The organism is Pseudoalteromonas obscura (assembly GCF_030135505.1).
GTDB classification, from domain to species: domain Bacteria; phylum Pseudomonadota; class Gammaproteobacteria; order Enterobacterales; family Alteromonadaceae; genus Pseudoalteromonas; species Pseudoalteromonas obscura.
On record NZ_JASJUT010000001.1, the window covers coordinates 942560 to 962389 of the forward strand.

Annotated in this window: 15 protein-coding genes; 8 read left to right on the plus strand and 7 right to left on the minus strand. The window is 42.1% G+C overall.

Features of this window, described 5'->3' with window-relative positions; genetic code table 11:
- The first annotated feature begins 139 nt into the window (after positions 1-139).
- Complete coding sequence (locus QNM18_RS04070) at positions 140-460, plus strand: hypothetical protein (protein ID WP_284136427.1); 321 nt, start codon at positions 140-142, stop codon at positions 458-460.
- A 79-nt stretch (positions 461-539) separates the two neighbouring features.
- On the opposite strand, the gene QNM18_RS04075 is transcribed toward QNM18_RS04070, so the two are convergent.
- On the minus strand, positions 540-2183 hold the full coding sequence (locus tag QNM18_RS04075) for a hypothetical protein (RefSeq protein ID WP_284136428.1): 1644 nt from the start codon (positions 2181-2183) through the stop codon (positions 540-542).
- 228 nt (positions 2184-2411) lie between these two features.
- On the opposite strand from QNM18_RS04075, the gene QNM18_RS04080 reads away from it, so the two are divergent.
- Together QNM18_RS04080 and QNM18_RS04085 are read left to right on the plus strand one after the other, a co-directional pair.
- The gene (locus QNM18_RS04080) at positions 2412-3110 is read left to right on the plus strand and encodes a response regulator transcription factor (protein ID WP_211009067.1); all 699 of its coding nucleotides are present in this window, start codon (positions 2412-2414) and stop codon (positions 3108-3110) included.
- Positions 3107-4372: a sensor histidine kinase gene (locus QNM18_RS04085; RefSeq protein WP_284136429.1), complete on the plus strand. Its 1266-nt coding sequence runs from the start codon at positions 3107-3109 to the stop codon at positions 4370-4372. Before QNM18_RS04080 ends, QNM18_RS04085 begins: the two co-directional genes overlap by 4 nt.
- 136 nt (positions 4373-4508) lie before the next feature.
- Here the strand turns inward: QNM18_RS04085 and QNM18_RS04090 are convergent, their stop codons facing one another.
- Positions 4509-4934, minus strand: coding sequence for a hypothetical protein (locus tag QNM18_RS04090; protein ID WP_284136430.1), 426 nt, complete (start codon positions 4932-4934; stop codon positions 4509-4511).
- Positions 4935-5302: 368 nt separating this feature from the next.
- Between QNM18_RS04090 and QNM18_RS04095 the strand changes: the two genes are divergently transcribed.
- Positions 5303-6427 (plus strand): FAD-dependent oxidoreductase, encoded by a 1125-nt coding sequence (locus tag QNM18_RS04095; RefSeq protein ID WP_284136431.1) that lies wholly within the window; start codon positions 5303-5305, stop codon positions 6425-6427.
- 81 nt (positions 6428-6508) lie between these two features.
- On the opposite strand, the gene QNM18_RS04100 is transcribed toward QNM18_RS04095, so the two are convergent.
- The 4 genes from QNM18_RS04100 to QNM18_RS04115 form a co-directional block, all read right to left on the minus strand.
- Positions 6509-7021 carry a hypothetical protein gene (locus tag QNM18_RS04100; RefSeq protein ID WP_284136432.1) on the minus strand — a complete coding sequence of 171 codons (513 nt, stop codon included), beginning with the start codon at positions 7019-7021 and terminating at the stop codon, positions 6509-6511.
- Between the two features lie 8 nt (positions 7022-7029).
- A complete protein-coding gene (locus QNM18_RS04105) occupies positions 7030-8490 on the minus strand; it encodes a YHYH protein (RefSeq protein WP_284136433.1) in 1461 nt (486 codons plus the stop codon).
- Positions 8491-8713: 223 nt separating this feature from the next.
- Positions 8714-10405, minus strand: a complete 1692-nt coding sequence (locus QNM18_RS04110) for a nucleoside recognition domain-containing protein (RefSeq protein ID WP_284136434.1) — start codon at positions 10403-10405, stop codon at positions 8714-8716.
- Complete coding sequence (locus QNM18_RS04115) at positions 10405-11526, minus strand: NAD(P)/FAD-dependent oxidoreductase (RefSeq protein WP_284136435.1); 1122 nt, start codon at positions 11524-11526, stop codon at positions 10405-10407. The genes QNM18_RS04110 and QNM18_RS04115 overlap by 1 nt, the downstream gene beginning before the upstream one ends.
- Positions 11527-11732: 206 nt before the next feature.
- Here QNM18_RS04115 and QNM18_RS04120 point away from each other — a divergent pair, with 206 nt between their 5' ends.
- Positions 11733-12143 (plus strand): TraR/DksA family transcriptional regulator, encoded by a 411-nt coding sequence (locus tag QNM18_RS04120; protein WP_284136436.1) that lies wholly within the window; start codon positions 11733-11735, stop codon positions 12141-12143.
- 48 nt (positions 12144-12191) lie between these two features.
- Positions 12192-13400: a zinc metallochaperone GTPase ZigA gene (gene zigA, locus QNM18_RS04125; RefSeq protein ID WP_284136437.1), complete on the plus strand. Its 1209-nt coding sequence runs from the start codon at positions 12192-12194 to the stop codon at positions 13398-13400.
- Between the two features lie 50 nt (positions 13401-13450).
- On the opposite strand, the gene QNM18_RS04130 is transcribed toward zigA, so the two are convergent.
- The gene (locus tag QNM18_RS04130) at positions 13451-13843 is read right to left on the minus strand and encodes a hypothetical protein (RefSeq protein WP_211009057.1); all 393 of its coding nucleotides are present in this window, start codon (positions 13841-13843) and stop codon (positions 13451-13453) included.
- 243 nt (positions 13844-14086) lie between these two features.
- Here QNM18_RS04130 and QNM18_RS04135 point away from each other — a divergent pair, with 243 nt between their 5' ends.
- Positions 14087-16660, plus strand: a complete 2574-nt coding sequence (locus QNM18_RS04135) for a serine protease (protein ID WP_284136438.1) — start codon at positions 14087-14089, stop codon at positions 16658-16660.
- 509 nt (positions 16661-17169) lie between these two features.
- Positions 17170-19815 carry a trypsin-like serine protease gene (locus QNM18_RS04140; protein WP_284136439.1) on the plus strand — a complete coding sequence of 882 codons (2646 nt, stop codon included), beginning with the start codon at positions 17170-17172 and terminating at the stop codon, positions 19813-19815.
- The last annotated feature ends 15 nt before the right edge of the window (positions 19816-19830 follow it).

Consider the following 19830-nt stretch of genomic DNA (forward strand, 5'->3'; position numbering starts at 1 on the left):
GCGAAAAAGCCATCGCTTCAAATTTTTAGCTGAACTGCTCAAGATCAAAACCGGGTTACAATTCGCTAAAATACCTTGAATCTTAAACCACTCACAATGTAAAATAAATGTAACATTAATATTTGGAAGGGATATTCGCATGGGTAAATCCAAGCAAGACAGTACAGCGCACTACACAGCAGAACAACCTTCACAGCTGTATACCGATCAAAATAAAAAACTGTTACCCGATAGACCTATTACCAGCGGTAAATTTTTTGAGGCTCTGAGAGATATTTATGTTCGTTACTGTGGCACGGCTGCTGAACTTGACGCTTCTGGGAGCAAAATAGTCGCTTTCAGTGTAGATTATGAAACACGAAAAACAGATGGTTTATGGAGTACACACCCTTGCTACAGAGTGCACTTTTCTAATCACGATATTCGACCTTTTTCGATACCAAGTACAGTACCGTCATAAGCCACTCTTGTGTACTCTATTTTTACTTCTTATGAAAATCATACCAGCTACTTAGTAGCTGGTATCATCTCTTAATTGCTTATTCCTCTTCGACTTTAAACGCAGTGATTGGTGGTACTGGATCGCCGTTTTCATGGTCACCTACAATATAAACGTGTCCATCACGAATTGCGATGTCACTGGGCTCCATAACATCTTCTTCATTAAGATCAATTACCGCAACTATTTCGCCTTCAAGGTTTAACTTCAAAACCTTGGTAAATTGCTCAGAGACAACATAAACAAATCCGTTACTGAAGTGTACCCCTTGTGCATCAAACTGGTAAATGCTGCCCTGTGTGTCGCCCGAATAGGTGATCGGGTGCTTGGCTTTTACGTTAAACTCGCCATCTAAAACAATCAATATATCAGCTTGCTCTTCGCCGTTCTGATCTGGCACTACGTAAAAGTCACCGGACGTCGCGTCATGTCCCAAACCCGAGTAACTATAGAGCGCACCTTTTTCGTCTGTCACCTCAATCTGAAACTCTTGGTGCAAAATATAGTGCTCCCCGACTCGATTAAATTGACCAACTAAGCCGCCATCAGCTAATGCAAAAAATACGTTATCATCCCCAACTATTGCCTCTGTACAACCTTGATTGCAATTCACACTGTCAAAATCGATCTCATGTCGCTCTAGCAACTTAAAATCACTATCTAGGTGGAAAACTTCAGCTTGATCTGTGATCAAAGTCCACGACTGATCTTGGTTTGGCCAAATCCCGGAAGGCTGAGCAATCGCTTCATCTAATTCATATCTCTGCACAACTTCTAGCGTAGCGGTATCCTCGATGGGACCATCTCCAATTAATTCAGATTTATCCGCTGCAAGATAAATATTATTTTCCACATCTGGTGTACTTAAGACAACACGACCATCTGGCGCAAGCGCTATGTCATTAAATTCTTTCCCTTCAAAACCAGCCAGATGCCATGAAGCAATATGTTCAACTTCAGCCCCTTGTGCCTGATAAGCCATTACCATATAGTCACCGTGGTCATGGGCGAGCACAATCAGCTGATCGTCAGCCAAAGTCAGTCCAGCAATTGTGAACTCGCCAAGTAACGTAAATTTGGTCGCTACATCAGTCGATGCGTTAAAGTAAGTGAGTGCATGTTGAGATTGGTCATACATCCAAACGTAGTTTGGGTTTGATTCATCGATGGCAACTTCGGTGAACTCATCACTGTCTATCAACAACCAGTGGTGGCTGATATTGTCCGCTAAATTTAGCCGGTGAAGTGTACTGCTGCCTGTTACAAACCACACAAAATCATCGTGTCTCTCAAGATCTGTGGCAGCATTAGCAATGCTGCTATTCAAAGGACTTGCGTAGTAAAACAATTCAGAAGCGTCAACATCTATATAGCCATACTCTTTGCCTGCTTGATGTACATTAATCTTAGGCCAATTTACATCAATACTGGATATCGCATCGATGTGTTGTTGGTCATCTGGATAAGTCACATATTGCGCGATTGGAAAGTCTTCAACCATGACATCGTCCTGCTCGGGCACTTCAAGCTTGAGTTCTCGAAGTTGGGGCTGAACTATCGGCGACACTATATCTGTGTTCTTTGGAATCGTCCCCTTTAGCTTTTGTTGAAGATCATTGTCGCTACCACACGCGCTAAGCATTAGTGCAATCGATATTGCAGTGATTGATTTAGAAAATTTCATTACATTGGCTCCTTGTTAAAGTTGCCACCAATGTAAAGGGATGAATGTCAATAAAGTGTCGATAGAGCAAACATATTTTTTATTTAAAAAAAACAGCACTTAAATGCGCGAGAAGGGTCAAATAATGCTTTCGGGATCTGACGACACTTTATTGACATTTTAGTGCGTATACTAAGCGGCATAAGGAAGCACAGCGACCGTAGCCTGTAAAAATACTGCTGAGGATATATGACCAAATTGAGAGTACTCATTGCCGAAGACCATTTAGATATCGCCGAGAATATTGGTGACTTTCTCGAGTTAAGCGGCCACCACGTAGACTATGCATATGACGGGAAAATGGCTGTATCGCTTATGGAGTCAGAGGTATTTGATGTACTCATCATGGATGTTATGATGCCAAAACTCGATGGGTTACAAGCCACTCAGCGTATTCGTACTCTACCCTGTGGCGATATTCCTATTTTGATGCTGACCGCTAAAGATACCCTAGACGACAAGCTGCTTGGCTTCAACTCAGGTGCTGACGACTACATAGTTAAACCCTTTGACATGCCTGAGTTATATGCGCGAATTCAGGCACAGGTCCGAAAGAATCAAAAACAGTATCAGCACCATATCGTCGTAAATGGCATCGCGCTCAATGAAAAGACGCAATCCGCCAATATCGACAATGTCCCGCTCAATTTAAACCCAAGCACTTTTAAGATTATGTGGCTGCTCACCAAAGCACATCCTGAGCTAGTCGCCAAAAGTGAGATCGAGTTTGCATTATGGGGCGACCTACAACCACAGCGGGATATTCTCCGCAGTCACATCTACAACTTACGAAAATCTCTAAGTAAATGTAGTAATGAAGTATCTATCATAGGTAAACATGGTCAAGGGTATCGGCTTGAGCGAGCGTCAAATAAGGAACAAGCATGACACATTTTAGTCTCAGTCAACGGATCAAGCTGGCATATTCAGTGAGCTTTGTATTGCTGTCATTGGTGAGTGTATTACTCGTGTTTGCAGCATCAAAAAAAATTGAAGATCATATTTTTGAAAAACAATTACAAATAACAATCTCTCATTATTTAGCAGCAAAGGCGCAAGGAACTGTGCCCTATTTACCGCCTCATATTAGTGTCTACTCGTCCATTTCAGATCTTCCCAATAATTTTAGCCTATACATAAATAACTGGACAGCAGGTGTCCACGAATTGAATCACCCCAATGAATTGGACTATCACTACGCGATTGTTAATCACTCCCCTCAACAGTTTTTGGTTTTTTTATCTGATGTCAATGAGGTTGAACTGTCAGAAGAAACCGAGCAAATGATGATGCAGCTCATCCTTGTTGGCTTTTTAATTTTATTGCTGGTGTTTTTATTCTTTTTCCATGTCATTTTAAAACGGGCACTGGCGCCTATGTACTTGCTTATCGATCAAATTAATGCCCGTCAATCCAACCCGCAGCAACCCATTTCTTATCATTATCCCCAAGACAATGAACTCGGGTTATTGGTAAAAACGCTCGTTGAGTACAGCCAACGCATTGAAAATTTTATTCGTCGTGAGCGCGAATTTACCGGCTTTGCTAGCCACGAGTTACGAACTCCGGTGACAGTCATTAAGGGGGCTTTATCTTTGCTACAGATGCAAGAAGTCACTGACAGCAAGTGGCAAAAGCCCCTAAAGCGAATTGAACGCGCCACAGCAAGTATGAGCGATATTATTGAAATGCTGCTCAGTTTGTCTCGTGAGCAACGAAGTATTGCGTGCGAGCCTGTTTGTTTGTCTGACGTGCTATCGGTGGTTATTACCAACTTTTCGGAGCGTGCAGCAAGTCAGGATCAAGTGATTTCTCAACACGGTGATTTCACCGTACAGCCAATGATAGACAAGATACCCGCCGAAATTGTCATGACAAACTTGCTGCGAAACGCAATACAGCATGGTTGTCACGGTCAAATAATCATTGAGGCCAATGAAAGCAGTCTAAGCATAAGAAACCCAGTTGGCGTTCAACAAGATAGCGGGCAATCCGCTGGCTTTGGGCTAGGGAACATCATCATTCAACGCATATGTGAGCAGCATGAATGGCACTATCAAATTGATAAACACGCAAAGTGGTATCAGTCTGTGATTGAATTCCAGCCACTTCAAGCAAACTCAACGGAGCCTAAGAACCCCGATTATTAAATGCGCAGCAAGAATACGCATTTAGAGATGAGTTTACATTCAATAAAATACAGCTTAAACACGCTGTGAATAATAAGTTTTCAAAAAACCGAACTCTGATGATGGCATTTCGCTCACAGACTTATTGCTTGTAAAATTAGTCAATACAGCGGCCTAGATTAGATACTAATATTTGCCCTCCTGGCAGCCAGCTATGCATAATGGCCAGCACATCGCCATTTTTGGTTTGAATTTTATATATACCCGACAACGCGTACTCTTCGAACTCAAGTTCATCTAGTTCATACTCTGTTATTGCAGTGTTTTTATGATAATAAACTTTATTATTTTTGATGACGAAATGGACGCCATAGTATTTTAAACACCTTATATTCATAAACACAGTAAATACTAAGTAAGAATAAAAAACCGCTTTTGCAACAATTAGTAAGGTCAATTCAAAGCCTGTATAGAGCCCTATATATGTAAAGCTTGCGATTACAATCGAAAATACACACATGACAGCGAGATGTAGCGCTTTAAACCACCCTGGTGTATCAATTTTTATTTCTTCGTTTAACATACCTCACCCACTTTAATGCCAACGTTCACTGTAACGATTGAGTTGTACCAATCACCACTACACACCTATGAAGCTAACAAAATAGAAGCTCAAAGCGCAATAACCTGAAAATACGTAAACAACAAAATCATCAAGTGCTTCCGTATATACTTAATAAATTCAGAGCAATACCACATATTATTGCCAGAGTTTTACCGTAAACGAATGTAAAAATTAGCATATTTACTTTAACTATTATGAGCCATTTGATGATTACTGGCGCAAACACAAGGCATGGTCGAAAGAGCTGTACGTCGTATTACGCTTTACTTTTTTATCTTTTTAGGTACAACGTTATGGTATAACAATGCAAAAGGAGGTGTTCTGCAATGAATAGACGAGAACTTTTAATTGGTGCAGGGTATGGAATTGGCGCGCTTAGCCTAGCTTCTTGTTCGACAGCCCCCAGTGCGATCCAGTCAAAACCTAGCCGCTATAGTCACTACCAGCCCATTAAGGCTTCGATGCGTAGAGTGACTCACTCTGTTGTTGGCCTGCGTCCATTTAGACCAGAAGGTTATCGATTAGAGGCTGAACAACTTGGGAATAAAACTGTCGTACACAACTATGGCCATGGCGGCGGTGGGATCAGTTTATCTTGGGGTACCTCCATCGTGGCGGCCCAACTTGCCAGCAAGCCCCTTTCCAGAGACATTGCCGTGCTCGGTTCTGGGGTTATGGGGATCACAACAGCATTGCTGCTCGCACAAGAAGGTTTTAGTGTCACTATTTACGCTGAGGACTTTCCACCTCATACCACCTCAGATATTGCAGCAGCTGTTTGGCTTCCAAGTAGTTACTTCGATAGAGAGATAGTTTCTGATAAATTTTTAGCACAAGACACACACATTATCCGCGGAGCATTTTCGCGTTTTCTTACCTATGTCAATCGACCTAAGTACGGTGTCTATTGGCACAATTACCATTTACTCTTGCCTGAAGTCCGGCACTTTAAAAGGCCGCTACCCGGGGGCAACGATTTATATCCAGAGCTTGCAGCAAGTACAGAAGATAACTTGTTTGGTTATCCATTTCAAAGCTATATGAAAGCGCTGCTGATAGATCCAATGCTATACCTGCCAGCGCTATTGCAAGACGCACTGCTTGCAGGGGCCCAGTTAAAACAGACAACATTCAATAACCGAGATGAAGTCTTGGCGCTCAAAGAAAAAGTGATTGTTAATTGCACTGGATTGGGGGCAAGCAAACTATTCGATGATACCAGCATGTATCCTATACAAGGCCAAATGACGCACCTATTGCCACAGCCCGAAATAAACTACTCCTATGTTGTACCCACCTCTGAAGGTTACCTTTATATGTTCCCACGCAAGGGGGCGATTGTGCTAGGTGGTACAGCGGTCAAACATGCCTATGGCACAACACCAGATGAACAACTCACTAAAGACTTAGTCGCTGGTCACGCAAATTTAGCAAGTAAACTGCGTTTGTAGGCGAGGCCAAAACATCATTAAATTTTATTTAGTCTAAATTCGGGTCTTGATCACAATAGCACAAGGCCCGCAAACAAATCCCTACTTCAATGTAAAGGCGGCTCGTTGCCCAGCATCAATTAGCTGCTGTTTTGGTTGCACCAAACTCACATAAACACGTCCAAGTGATTTCGGTAGTGACAATGAAACCGACTCTAATTTTTTCCGCTGAGACAAACAACTAAGCCTAAAATAGCCACGACTATGGTGGGCCTTATGAAGCACATCAAGTTTGGAGGGAAATTGAATTAGCTTACAACTAAGCTGAGTGTTGTTGACCATCACTTTGCTACTTGAAAGTACCATGTCTTTGAGCAAGGTGACTTTTTCATTTTCTGAGTGTGTGTTTTTAAGCACCAGCTCTGTGTCTCCAAGTAACCATGACTCATTACTGTGTAGCTGCTCAAGCCAATGACTGAAGTCCGTATTGACCAACACATCTATTTGTCCACTTCGTACCGTAATTGTCGCGGTGGTTTCCTTTAGAGCATGACCATGTGCATAGGCGCAAATGAATAACACCAACACAGCGCCCAAAGAGGCATGTAAACTCAAAAAACCTCTCATCGGCAATATGTCCCTGTTTGAATCTCACCCTGGTTAGAAATTGCTTTCATTTCAAAATCATAACAGTTAACTTTGTCTTGACTTGGCGTGTAGCTTACATAGTAGTTTTCGCCTTGATAATCGTAACTCATGGTTCTTTTTCCGTTACTATCAATGGTGTGTTTTAAGTTTTGCACATCTCCCGCAGGTGGGCGAAGGTCTGCACGGTCTAGCCCGCCAGTCAAAGGAGCAACCCGAAGTAATATACTGGTGTCAACTTCGCCAACCAAACATTGAAATACATAAGGTGGTTCGCTAGAAAGATGATATCGATAACCAAAAGTATCATCAGCCATACCATTACAAAGCTCTAGATCTCCAGACTCAATCTTACTGCCGTCAGGTTGGTTATATCCATATAGTGGATAGCCATCGTATCCCCAGCCGATGATTGTATCGTCATTGAGTGTCTCCATAGCTGCCATCATACAAGTTGGCGCAGTATGATAGTGATAGTCATCTCCTCTGCCTGCATGACCGCCACAGTTGTCTAGTTGACCTAGAGCAACCGTATCTACACCAGGGTTGTAGTTTACTAAGTCCAGCTCACCTGCCGCAGAGTAGTCATAAATTGGCACGCCATTTATCGCCACACCGAGTGCAGCATCGATTGTTGTCGGATTTGTAGCAGGGTGCGGCGAGAGTTTAATTGGCGCAGAATAATCGACTGCTGGGACAGGAATTTGCTCGTTAGTTGCCTTAATACCATTCATTAAATCATGACTAGGATAGGTATCTGACTTGATATAGGCGTAGTTATCATCACAACTTACAACAACATCGCTTTCTGGAGACAAAGAGACTGAGTGGGAAACTAATTCACAACGCGTCAATTCTGACTGTACATCCACAACAACCGAATAGTTTAAATTAAACTGTGCGCTGAGTTCACCATCAGAGTAACTTACCTGCTGTTGATAAGAACCCTCTTGTTGATTCGATATATCAATCTCTGATGGTGTGAATGCAATAGCATCTCCATTGCTGTCGATACATGACACATAGCGAGCAACATCTAAACGCCCAGCAGCGGGAGATACGTCAGCTTTAATATTTTGACTACATACCGGGGCCTGATTCGTGATTTGATACAAGAAAGAAATTTCAGTTTGCCCACCTCGACCATCAGACACCGTCACATTTAACGTATGCTCTCCAGTCACTGCACCATCACTTTGAACTGTGTTAGGTGCAAATGAAAGCGAGTCCCCATCCGCATCAGAACAACTCAATGACGTATTAATTTGAACCGCGCCACTACCTCTAGGTGTCTCTAGCTTGTTAGATGTGCACTGTGGTGCGCTATTTTCAGCGTTATTGACACTGTTTGTCGGTTCAGAGTTACTTCCTCCTCCACAACCAAACAGTGATAAAACTAACAGAGAAATACAACTTAATTGCACCACCGATTTTGCCATCTTGCACCCTTCTTATTGAAATTTCACACATGAAAATTAGAATATTATATTCAAACTACATGAAATTGAATGACAACTCTATTGCGAAATGTGCAAACAAAAAGGAAATACGCCCTCGCTCTGATTCGTTCTCTTAACTACCAAACAACAACCAAGGATTACGAGACAATTTGTCCCAACTTCTCTGCTCATCTGAGCTGTTCAATATTTTTCTCAGGCCTGCTTACAGCCAATGCAATATCCAAGTAAATCCCCAAGATATAGACATGGTAAATATAATCGCCCAAGATATTTGACGGAATACCATTTGCGACGCGAATCTCCACCGCATTTCGCGAATGATGGTTAGAAGCGATACTAAACAAGGTAACATCACTCCCGCTAAATATACGGTACACAACAACTGAAGGTCGGTCACTTCGGTGAGTTTTATGCCTTGAGCGCCACTATCAATCAAACCAATAGCCAAACCATCTTTTCTAATTGCACCGAGGATCACTGCAATGGCAGCACCTTCAGGTAGATTTATCGCACTCATAAAAGGGGCAATTAACACTGTGAGAAACTCGAAAACACCAAGCCAAGCCAGAAAACCTGCAACAAGGCAAATAACAATGAACAAAGGAAATGCAGTGGTAAAAAATGAGCGGATAACGTCACTCATTTCGTTCATGGCAAAACGCCAATTTGGTGGTTGTAAAAATCCGCGATTTAACAAGTTTTGCGATGCTGCTGCTTTTCTCTGTGCTGTTGACGTGGTGACAATTAAATAAATACAAGTCGTCACAGCCAAAATGACTAAATAAGGCAAGGTTAGATAGGGTTTTCCTGCCGCAGAAAACACCGCCACAGTCGCTGGCAATTGATAAGAGCAAGCAGAGCCAAAAGAAATTGCTGATACGCAGCTGCCCCGTGTGCAACAGGAGCAATTTCGGGTTTGGATAATCGCAGGCACATTGCACCCAAACCCCATAATTACTCGCACCAAGTCGCGACCACTTAAACCAATTTTATGCATCACGGGATCGAGCCGATAAGACAGCCTGTCTATAAGCCCCGTCGTTTTATATAGTGAAATAATAATGGAAAAAATCACCACGGTTGGCAGCGCATACAAGATTAAAAATGGCAACATTGCAACTAGACCATAATCGCCAATCATCATTTGATTTAGCGGCTCAGGTAGCAGTGACAGCTTGCTTTTAATTAATTTAACTGGCTGCTCAATCGTTGGGTACAACCAATCGGCAAATGCATTCGCATTTGTCACTGCAAACCAAGCGGGTAAGACCAATATCAGAAAAGATATAAGCGGCGCCAACCCAGTGCGTTCAAAGAACAATATTTTTGGTTTGACTGACCAGTTCGCCGACAGTTTGGGGGGATGCTTTGGAAACCGAGATGGATTGCTCAGTGCATACTCGATCTCTTGAAGTTGTTGAGGTGAAATATGTCGGTTGTCAACGGTGATCCAAGCAAGTTCAGTACTTTGCCTGAGCTTTGCCAGCTCTTGTTGCACGTCTGCTTTATGTTTAACCATGTCCCAGTGAGTCAATATCACTATCCCACTTTGTCCTTGCACCAAATGCCAGAGATCAGATAGATCACTGGCCAAATCAGATGCTTTCACGGTCAATATAATATGTTCGCTAACCTTTAACCGACTAAGTACTTGGGAGATCACTACACTGTCCATCTTGCTCTGAATACCCGGAGTATCAGTAATTGTTTGACCATTCCAGCTGTATTCTTGGCAAAACAAAGAGCTGCCCTGAAAATTACTCCTATTTGGCTTCTTTCCTACAAGGTTTTCTGTTAACGCAGTTTTACCAACGCTTTCCTTACCTATCAACAGCCAATTGTTTTTTCTTTTTTTCTCAGGATAAAAAGTCTGTACATCAATGAATTGCTCCATTAGCAGAAACACTCCTGCTGCTGACAGCAACTCAAATCTTCCAATAGCATACCGGCCTGTCGATAATGCTTTAAAATGGACATATCTAGCTCTAACTCCGAGCCAATGACACTACAAGGTGCAGCAAACCTGCCTCTGAACTTATATATAAAGCACAACAGTGTTGGGTCATGAAATAATCTTGGTCCAGCCAAAAACAAGTTTCTGAGCTTGGTCGATTCATCAAAAGCGCTTACCCACGGATAACCGTTATCCTGATAGACAAAAAACTCACTGACGGGTCCTAAGTCAATCTCAAACCCAGTACAGTTGATGGGTGGAAATGGGGTACGAATTTCGTCGCCGTCTGTCGACTGCACCACAAAAATATCCCCTTCTTTGAAAACGGCACTTACTTCAAACTCGCCGTTAAAATCAATGTCTGTATTGTTTGCTATGCATGACATACGCTCTGCAGTGTAAGGTGATAGTACTTTGCTAGGGTCATAGGTCTGTTCGTTATCGTGACTACATTCCAACAGCGTGACTTTATGCCCCAATTTGGCAAGATTGAAAGTTGCATCGACACCACTTTCGTATCCACCTATCACTACATAATGGCCTTTATCAAGAGCTTCCCAGCTACGAATACGCGTATTGTGAATACATAAGTCAGCACCTGTGAAGCTTTGAGTATTAGGAGATTGATACTCTCCACCAGCCCAAATCAAATACTGACATCGAATATGTGAATTATGTGTTTGCAGCTCAAAACCGTCACTGGGGCCTAAAGAGGTCACTTTATTCAGCTCAGTATGGACGGTGACGTCAATTTGGTAGTGCTTTACAACCATCTTCAAATAAGCAGCATATTCCTTGCCACTCAAATGTTCTTTACCTGCATTAAATGCGGGAGAGGTATCAGGTGTAATCGCATTTAAGTCCGTTTGATGATAGCCGTTGCTTGGAAATGAAGGTGTGATAAATCGCATGCTTTCGGGCCATCTCAAAAAGCTCTCCCCTATTTCACCACGTTCAAGAACGATTAAGTCTTTGCCTTTGATCCCCATCTGTTTTAATAATGCCGCACAGCCAAGACCTGCGGGTCCTGCACCAACAATCACAACTTGCGTTTCTATCATTTAAGATCCACCTGCATTCTTAACAATCAACAATTGATACAATATAACAAAACAATAATACACAAATGGTAATGAGAATTCATCGTATTTATAAAATAATCCATTCAATGAACACCTTTAGAATAGGTACCCATTGCAAATATCATGGTTAAAGTCGCAATTTATGTTATAACATAACAATTAACTAAAATAATGGCTAATTGGTTATGACCTTATCTACAGAAGAACAAATGATTCAAGCACCAGAATCAGAATATATGAACCAAGAGCAACTCGCTTTTTTCAAAGACAAGCTCATTGAGCTACATGACACGACTCGAGAAAGGATCAAAGAAGCTAAAGAAGAAATGCTTAACCCGCCTGATCTGCCTGACTTTAATGATCGTGCATCGTGGGAAGAGCACTGTGAACTTCTCATGCGCATAGTCGAACGAGAGCAAAAACTCCTGCCCAAAATTCAACTTTCACTTGAACGAATTCGATTAGGTACCTATGGGTATTGCCTTGAAACAGGCGAGCCTATTGGTATTCAGAGACTAATGGCAAGGCCAACTGCTGAGTATTGTATTGATGTCAAAGTCTGCCAAGAAATGAAGGAACATATGATCCGCTCGTAGCGCAGCGCTACGGACCTCTTATCACAGCAACTAAAAAGGTAGCAAGTTATGCCACATACACCGTCAAAATTGCCTGTTACAGTGCTTTCCGGTTTTCTCGGAGCAGGTAAAACAACACTGCTCAACCACATACTCAATAACCGAGATGGGTTAAAAATTGCCGTTATTGTAAACGATATGAGTGAGATAAATATCGACGCTGCGACCATTCAAAATGAAATCGGCTTTAATCGTGCTGAAGAAAAGTTAGTCGAAATGAGCAATGGCTGTATTTGTTGCACGCTGAGAGAAGACTTGCTCGAAGAGATAAATCAGCTTGCCAAAAATGGTAAATATGACTATTTAGTTATTGAATCGACAGGGATTTCAGAACCACTGCCAGTCGCTGAAACTTTCACATTTATGGATGAGCAAGGGCAAAGTCTCTCTCATATCGCAACTTTAGATACCATGGTCACTGTGGTGGACGCCCTTAATTTTTTGAAAGATTACGATCAAGCTAAATCATTACAAGACGTTGGTGAAAACTTAGGAGAAGATGACCTACGCAATGTCGCTGATTTGTTGGTGGACCAAATAGAATTTGCTGATGTAATTGTAATTAGCAAAACTGATTTAGTCTCTCCTACCGAGTTGCGCCGCTTGCAAAGCATATTAAGTACACTCAATACCGAAGCCACGCAAATTCCTGCGCTAAATGGTCAAGTTCCCCTCGAAAAAATTCTCGCGACTGGAAAGTTTAGCTTTGAAAAAGCGCAGCTGGCGCCAGGTTGGCTAAAAGAGCTACGTGGCGAACACGTGCCAGAAACCGAAGAATTTGGGATCAGTAGCTTTACATACACCGCCAGAAAACCTTTTCACCCACAAAGAATTTATGAATTTCTGCATAGTAAAGACAAAAAGGGTAAACTCATTCGCTCAAAAGGCTTTTTTTGGTTAGCCTCGCGTCCTCAATACGCGGGCAGCTGGAGTCAAGCTGGTGGCATGGCTCAATACGGCATGGCGGGCCTGTTTTGGAAAGCAGTGCCACAGGAGCAATGGCCGACAGATCCTGATTATCTCGACGCAATACAAGCCATGTGGGAGGAGCCTTTCGGTGATATGCGTCAAGAGCTTGTATTCATTGGTCAAAAGCTAAATAAACAAGCCATCATTGAGGGGCTAGACAACTGCTTACTCTCTGAAGAAGAAATGGCACTTGGTATGCAGTTATGGAGTACACTGCCAGATCCTTTCCCACAATGGGTCAATAATTAATGCAATGAAGGCAGGTTCCATTTAATTGACCTGCCTTCTATACTACTAAGTTATAGTTCAGCTTCCAAAATGGCTAACGCACGCTGTTCTGCTTGATCAACGTTGCCATCGGCTTCAATTACTTTGATAACAAGCTCTTTTACGAACTTTCTCATGGGCGCATCCACAATATGACGCATACGATGCTGGATAAATGACTCTATGTCATTTTGCTGTACAGCCAAAATGGATTTACTGAGGCTGTCTTCTAAATAATCTTCTAATGCGATTGTTGAATTCCACTGCAATTGATTGGCCCAATCATGTACAACACGCTTTTCGCTTTCATCAATTTTGCCGTCAACACCAATAAACAGTAGAGCTAGGTCCAATAAGGACTCTTTTTGCAGCTGATCAATACAGATCCCGGTATCAAAGTGGCTCAATAGTTGTTCAAATTTCATTATTTCTCCTTGAGGTCTCATTTAACCTAACTGGCATCTAATATAGTTTATACTCTGCCTAACATAATCTAGTTTTATATGTTTGTCATAAAAGTTGATGCTGATTTTGCAATTGTATCTTTAAATGGAACACTTTAGATTGTAGAATAAGTCATCAACATGACAGCACGGCAACTTAACAAAGTACACATAAGTGCAAAATTAACCATGAAATTCAAAACCTTAAAATTTAAAGGAAAAGTTATGCTCGGTAAAATACAGGGAGTTCTTCTTCTTGCCACGGTGGCATCTCCAATTGCAGGCTATGCCATGGACAAGTACACCCCCCTAAAGCAGGTTTCAACTCAGAACACGTTCCAGTTAAAAAATGATATAGAACCTCGCATTGTCGGTGGAGAGGAAGCAACGCCTTTTTCATACCCTTTTATGGGGAGCCTACATCTAGGTGACATGCATTGGTGTGGTTTATCCTTTATCGGTGATAATAAAGTGCTGACAGCAAGTCACTGTGTTGAAGACCAACCTGCAAGTGCATTTTCAGTTAAATTTGAAGGTCACGATCTAACTGATGAATCGCAATGGCAAACATATCAAGTCACTAGAATTGTAATGCATGAGCAGTACAATTTTCATTACCAATACAATAATGACATTGCTATTTTAGAGCTAGATCGCCCTGTTGAAAACATTACACCGATCAAACTTGCAGATCCACAAGTTAGGAACAGCATCACCTCTGGTGAAAATTTGAAAGTCATGGGTTGGGGCCGACTTAGCTCTGGCGGCGAGAGCCCTACTAAGTTACAAGAAGTAGACGTTCCCTACGTGTCTAACGAGATTTGCAACGACAGCACCCATTACAATGGTGAAATATCAAATACCATGATGTGTGCAGGGCTAGAAGATGGTGGTAAAGACTCTTGTCAAGGAGACAGTGGCGGACCGCTGATAGTGCAACGTAATAACGAGTGGGTGCAAGTCGGGGTTGTGAGCTGGGGTGCAGGATGTGCACTACCAAATAAGCCGGGTGTCTATGCTGATGTAGCGTCTTTACTATTATGGACTCACACAAAATTAATTGACTTTGGATTTAATTCAGAAAGCATCACAGCAGTCATCCCGGATCAACCTTCGGCACAAATACAAGGTACATTTAAGAATACCCTAGACTACGCTATCAGCATTTCTGACTTTGTGTTGCAAAATGGCTCAAGCAACGTCGAGTTAATTGGACAAAACTGTGCAAATGCAACACTCGCACCTGATCAAGGATGTGACTTCACAGTGCGTGTACCTGATGAGCAAATGTATGGAAACTACGATATCTCGGTGACAATAACAGCACCTTCAGAGAGTGTTCTCACTGGTAACTTTAGTTTTCATAAGGTCACTAACACACTCGAAAACGTGACAGAACATATGTCTACTTCTCCAAAAATTCAATGGCTTACAGGCGGCGATGAGGCATGGAAAACAGACATTACTGACTCTGGAGAACATGTACTGGTCAGTGGTGACATTTCTGATAGAGCCGAAAATCCGGATATTACAGTAGACACACAAACGACTTATTTAGTAGCAGAGATAAATGATCCACACATTACCGAGCTTAGTTTTGATTATCTCATTTCCAGTGAGCAAAATTTTGATTTTCTAACTGTGCATCATAACGGTAAAAATCTAGTTGATATTAGCGGTCAACTAAGCACATTCCAAAACGTAAAGGTGAACTTAGTTGAGGGTATCAACCGCATTTTATTTAAGTATAAAAAAGATGCTTCTATTTCAACGGGTACTGATAATGTTACTTTAAAAAATATCTCAACAGATTTTGTGAATGCCAGTCCTCAAATTGTCGTTGAACAGTCAGAAATTAATACGCGAAGCGAGTTAGAGTTTGCCTTAGATGCAAGCCAGTCTTTGGACCCAGATCAAGATCAAATCTCATACCAATGGGTTGACTTAGATAATGTGGAAACAGTGTTAGGCGAAGAAGCAACACTTACACTTCAAGCTGAAAAAGTCGCGTTTGATACAACTCGAACATATCAGGTAACTGTCACGGATGAGCACGGCGCAGCGTCAAGTGCACAGGTCACGGTCAATATCGCCACGAATAAAGCCCCTGTTATTATGTTTGCACAAGACGAAATTAATGTAAGAAGTGAAGCTGAATTTACATTGGATGCGTCACCATCGACAGATCCTGAAGGGGATGCGATTACTTACTCTTGGGTTAAGTTATCAGCCCAAGATGAAGTGGTTGGCGATACAGCAAGTGTGGCAGTTAAAGCTGACAAAGCACTGCAAGATTTAACGGTTATCTACCAGTTAACTGCGACTGACAGCTTTGGGGCAAGCACAACTGAATTGCTTAAAGTCAACATCAGCAAAAACAATGCACCAGTAGCTACTTTAGCCAGTGAAACTCAAAGCGCTTCTATAGGCGATGAGGTTGTTATTATTGCCACTTCAACGGATCCCGATGGTGACGGCATGGTTTATAGCTGGGCGCAAAAATCTGGCACGGCAGTGGACCTGCCAGGCGACGATGGGCAACTTGTATTTATTGCACCAACGGTAACGCAAGACGAAACGCTTGAATTTACATTCACGGTAACGGACTCATTTGGCCTGTCTCATTCGCAAAGCATAAGTATCACAGTAAAAGCACCGGCAGCTAAAGGTGATGACAATAAGACAGAGCCGACACCAACTCAAACACTTGACCAAGATAACGGTTCAAGCGGTTCTTTTGGCATTATCAGCTTGTTCATGTTCTCTTTAGTTGGGTTCAGACGCTTTATGACAAAGTAAGCCCCCCAAACTAGATAAAAATAATAGAAGCCTTCTCTTTACGGTGAAGGCTTTTTTAAAATCATCATCGCACAACTTTCACAAGTAGCACCTCACTTGAACATATATGAACAGCTTCACCTTTTTGGGGCTCCCAAATATTGCCGGCTAATGTATTTTCCTTGGTGCTTTCGTTGATTTTACCGTTAATAGCAATAAACATCAGTACGCGCCCAATTCTCAACTGAGCAGTCCTGCTCCGGGCCTCAAAATGGCTAACTCGATGCTCAACTTTCATTATCACCTTTAAAATTTACGTCTTACCTGACTGACATCTAAAATGATGTATACTGTAACTAGCGTCATTTAGTTTTATATGATTGCCATAAATTGATGCGTATTTAACAATGCTTCCTTTAAAAAGAACATGTTAACAAGTACAATGGGCCATCAAAATGACCATATATCAATTTAACAAAGCACATAGAGCTTTAAGAAAAGACAATAATTTATAAATTCAAGGAATAGTTATGCTCAGTAAAATACAGGGAGTTCTGCTTCTCGCCACTGCGACCTTGCCAATACTTGGCCATGCCAACGATAAACTCGCCCCTTTACAAATAGCTTCAACACAGAGTGAAGCTCAGTCAAAAAGTGGCACAAGTTCTGCTATTGTCGGTGGAGAAGAAGTAACTCCTAATTCATACCCTTTTATGGGGATCTTAGAAATGTGGGGTACGCACCGCTGTGGTGTATCTTTTATAGGTGGCAATAAAGCGCTGACCTCAAATATCTGTGCAGCAGACTTCGAAGATATAGATAACCGAGCTGCGAGATTTTTTACCGTAAAGTTTGGAGGCCACGATCGTAATGACCCGTCACAATGGCAATCATACAGCGTCAATCGAGTTGTAAGGCATGAAGGCTTACACGAAACACACTACTACAATAATGACATTGCTATTTTGGAGCTTGATAGGCCCGTTGAAAATATAGCCCCCATTAAGCTGGCTGACTATGCAGTACGAGCTAGTCTCGCTCCAGGTGAAGATTTAAAGATCTTAGGTATGGGTGGAGAAAACTCTACCAAAATGCACGAAGTTGACGTCCCATATGTTCCTAGCGAGATTTGTAATGATAGCGACCACTACGATGGTAAATTATCAGACTCCATGATGTGTGCAGGATTAGCAGAAGGTGGTAAAGCCTTTTGTGGTGGCGGTTACGGCGGGCCTCTGATAGTGCGACGAAATGACGAGTGGGTCCAATTGGGGGTTGCTAGTTGGGCTGAAGGTTGTGCACTTCCAAATAGGCCAGATGTTTTTGTTGATGTTTCAACTTTTGCGTATTGGACTCATACCACCCTCACAGGCTTTGGATTTAACGATGAGCTCGAAATGCTATATATTCCAGACTTGCCCTCGACACAAATTCAAGGTTCGTTCAAGAATACCCTTGGCCACTCAATCAGCACTTCAGATTTTTACATAGAGGAACCTTTCAGAGAAACCCTCGAACTAACCGAACAAAACTGCTCAAATTCAACACTCGAAGCAGGTCAAGAATGTAACTTTACTGTAGATACGCTTGATGAGCGAAAGTGGGGATACTTTCAGATCTATTTGACGTTAACAGCACCAAAAGAGCAAGTTTACACTGGTAATGGTTGGTTTTCAAAAGTAACACCAGCTGATGAAGATATTTCTGAGCATATGTCAATACCGGCCAGTATCAGATGGTATACGGAAAGCTCCATAGGAGACACTTGGAGAACAAAAGTTGCCGAATCAGGTGAACACATATTGCTCAGTGGCGATATTTCTCAATCAGAAGAGCAACCAGATGCTCCTCGCTCTACCCATTTGTTGGCTGAGATAAATGACCCGCTCATTAGCGAGTTTAGTTTTGATTACTTCATCTCAAGTGAGATGGAATACGATTCGCTTACCGTGTATCACAACCATATTGAGATTCTAAAGGATGACGGTCAGTCAGGTACGTTTAAAAATGTCACCGTGAATTTGAAAGAAGGCACTAACCTTATTTTCATTAATTATAATAGACAGAGAGATGATGGTTCATTAGGTCTTGACAATGTCATCATAAAAAATATATCGACAAATTATCCGAATAATGAACCGACTGCGGTTCTCGCACAAACTGAACTAAATATTCGAAGTGAACATGACTTTGTACTTGACGCCAGTCAATCTGCAGACGCGGATGGAGATAAAATCTCATATAAGTGGATTGACTTAGCTGATACGGAAACAGTGCTAGGTAATGAGGCCATGCTCGCTATCACAGCTGAAAAAGTCACGCAAGATACAACTAAAACTTATCAAGTTACCGTTACTGATCGGCTTGGTGCCTCTACCAGCGCACAAGTTGAGGTTAATATTGCCGCGAACCAAGCGCCAGTTATCAAGTTTGTACAAAACGAAATCAATGTAAGAAGCGAAACCGAGTTCACGCTGGATGCATCACAGACGACAGATCCTGAAGGCGACGCGATTACCTATTCTTGGGTCAAATTGCCAGTCCAAGGTGAGGTGGTAGGTGATAAAGCAAGTATGACCATCAAAGCAGAGAAAGCGCTGCAAAATTTGACTATTGCTTATCAGTTAACTGCGACAGATAGCTTCGGTGCGAGCTCAACTGAGTTAATGAAAGTTAATATCAGCAAGAACAATGCCCCAATAGTGACCTTAACAAGTGAAACTCAAAGTGCCTCTCCAGGCGATGAGGTAGTCATTGTTGCTTCTTCAACAGATCCTGATGGCGATGATATGGTTTATAGCTGGGAGCAAAACAGTGGGCCGGACGTAACCCTATCTAGCGACAATACGCAACTAACGTTTATTGCGCCAGCAGTGACCCAAGACGAGACGCTTGAGTTTACGCTCACAGTAACCGACTCATTTGGCCTCTCTCATTCGCAAAATGCAAGCATCGTCGTAAAATTACCTGCTGCAAAAGTTGATGAAGATAAGCCAGAAGTTGAAACGCCTGATACAACAGTTCAAACACCTGATACAACGGTTGAAACGCCTGATTCAACAGCTGAGACACCTACTCAAGCGGTTGAAAAAGATAACGGTTCAAGCGGTTCGTTTGGCATTATCAGCTTGTTCATGCTCTCTTTAGTTGGGTTCAGACGCTTTATGGCAAAATAAGCCCCCCAAACAGAT

Bases quoted from the DNA above. Each gene is read 5' to 3' on its own strand.
- QNM18_RS04085 (WP_284136429.1), top strand. From the start codon at position 3,107: ATGACACATTTTAGTCTCAGTCAACGGATCAAGCTGGCATATTCAGTG.
- QNM18_RS04115 (WP_284136435.1), bottom strand. From the start codon at position 11,526: ATGATAGAAACGCAAGTTGTGATTGTTGGTGCAGGACCCGCAGGTCTT.
- QNM18_RS04110 (WP_284136434.1), bottom strand. From the start codon at position 10,405: ATGGAGCAATTCATTGATGTACAGACTTTTTATCCTGAGAAAAAAAGA.
- QNM18_RS04080 (WP_211009067.1), top strand. From the start codon at position 2,412: ATGACCAAATTGAGAGTACTCATTGCCGAAGACCATTTAGATATCGCC.
- zigA (WP_284136437.1), top strand. From the start codon at position 12,192: ATGCCACATACACCGTCAAAATTGCCTGTTACAGTGCTTTCCGGTTTT.
- QNM18_RS04120 (WP_284136436.1), top strand. From the start codon at position 11,733: ATGACCTTATCTACAGAAGAACAAATGATTCAAGCACCAGAATCAGAA.
- QNM18_RS04105 (WP_284136433.1), bottom strand. From the start codon at position 8,490: ATGGCAAAATCGGTGGTGCAATTAAGTTGTATTTCTCTGTTAGTTTTA.
- QNM18_RS04090 (WP_284136430.1), bottom strand. From the start codon at position 4,934: ATGTTAAACGAAGAAATAAAAATTGATACACCAGGGTGGTTTAAAGCG.
- QNM18_RS04070 (WP_284136427.1), top strand. From the start codon at position 140: ATGGGTAAATCCAAGCAAGACAGTACAGCGCACTACACAGCAGAACAA.
- QNM18_RS04140 (WP_284136439.1), top strand. From the start codon at position 17,170: ATGCTCAGTAAAATACAGGGAGTTCTGCTTCTCGCCACTGCGACCTTG.
- QNM18_RS04075 (WP_284136428.1), bottom strand. From the start codon at position 2,183: ATGAAATTTTCTAAATCAATCACTGCAATATCGATTGCACTAATGCTT.
- QNM18_RS04135 (WP_284136438.1), top strand. From the start codon at position 14,087: ATGCTCGGTAAAATACAGGGAGTTCTTCTTCTTGCCACGGTGGCATCT.
- QNM18_RS04130 (WP_211009057.1), bottom strand. From the start codon at position 13,843: ATGAAATTTGAACAACTATTGAGCCACTTTGATACCGGGATCTGTATT.
- QNM18_RS04095 (WP_284136431.1), top strand. From the start codon at position 5,303: ATGAATAGACGAGAACTTTTAATTGGTGCAGGGTATGGAATTGGCGCG.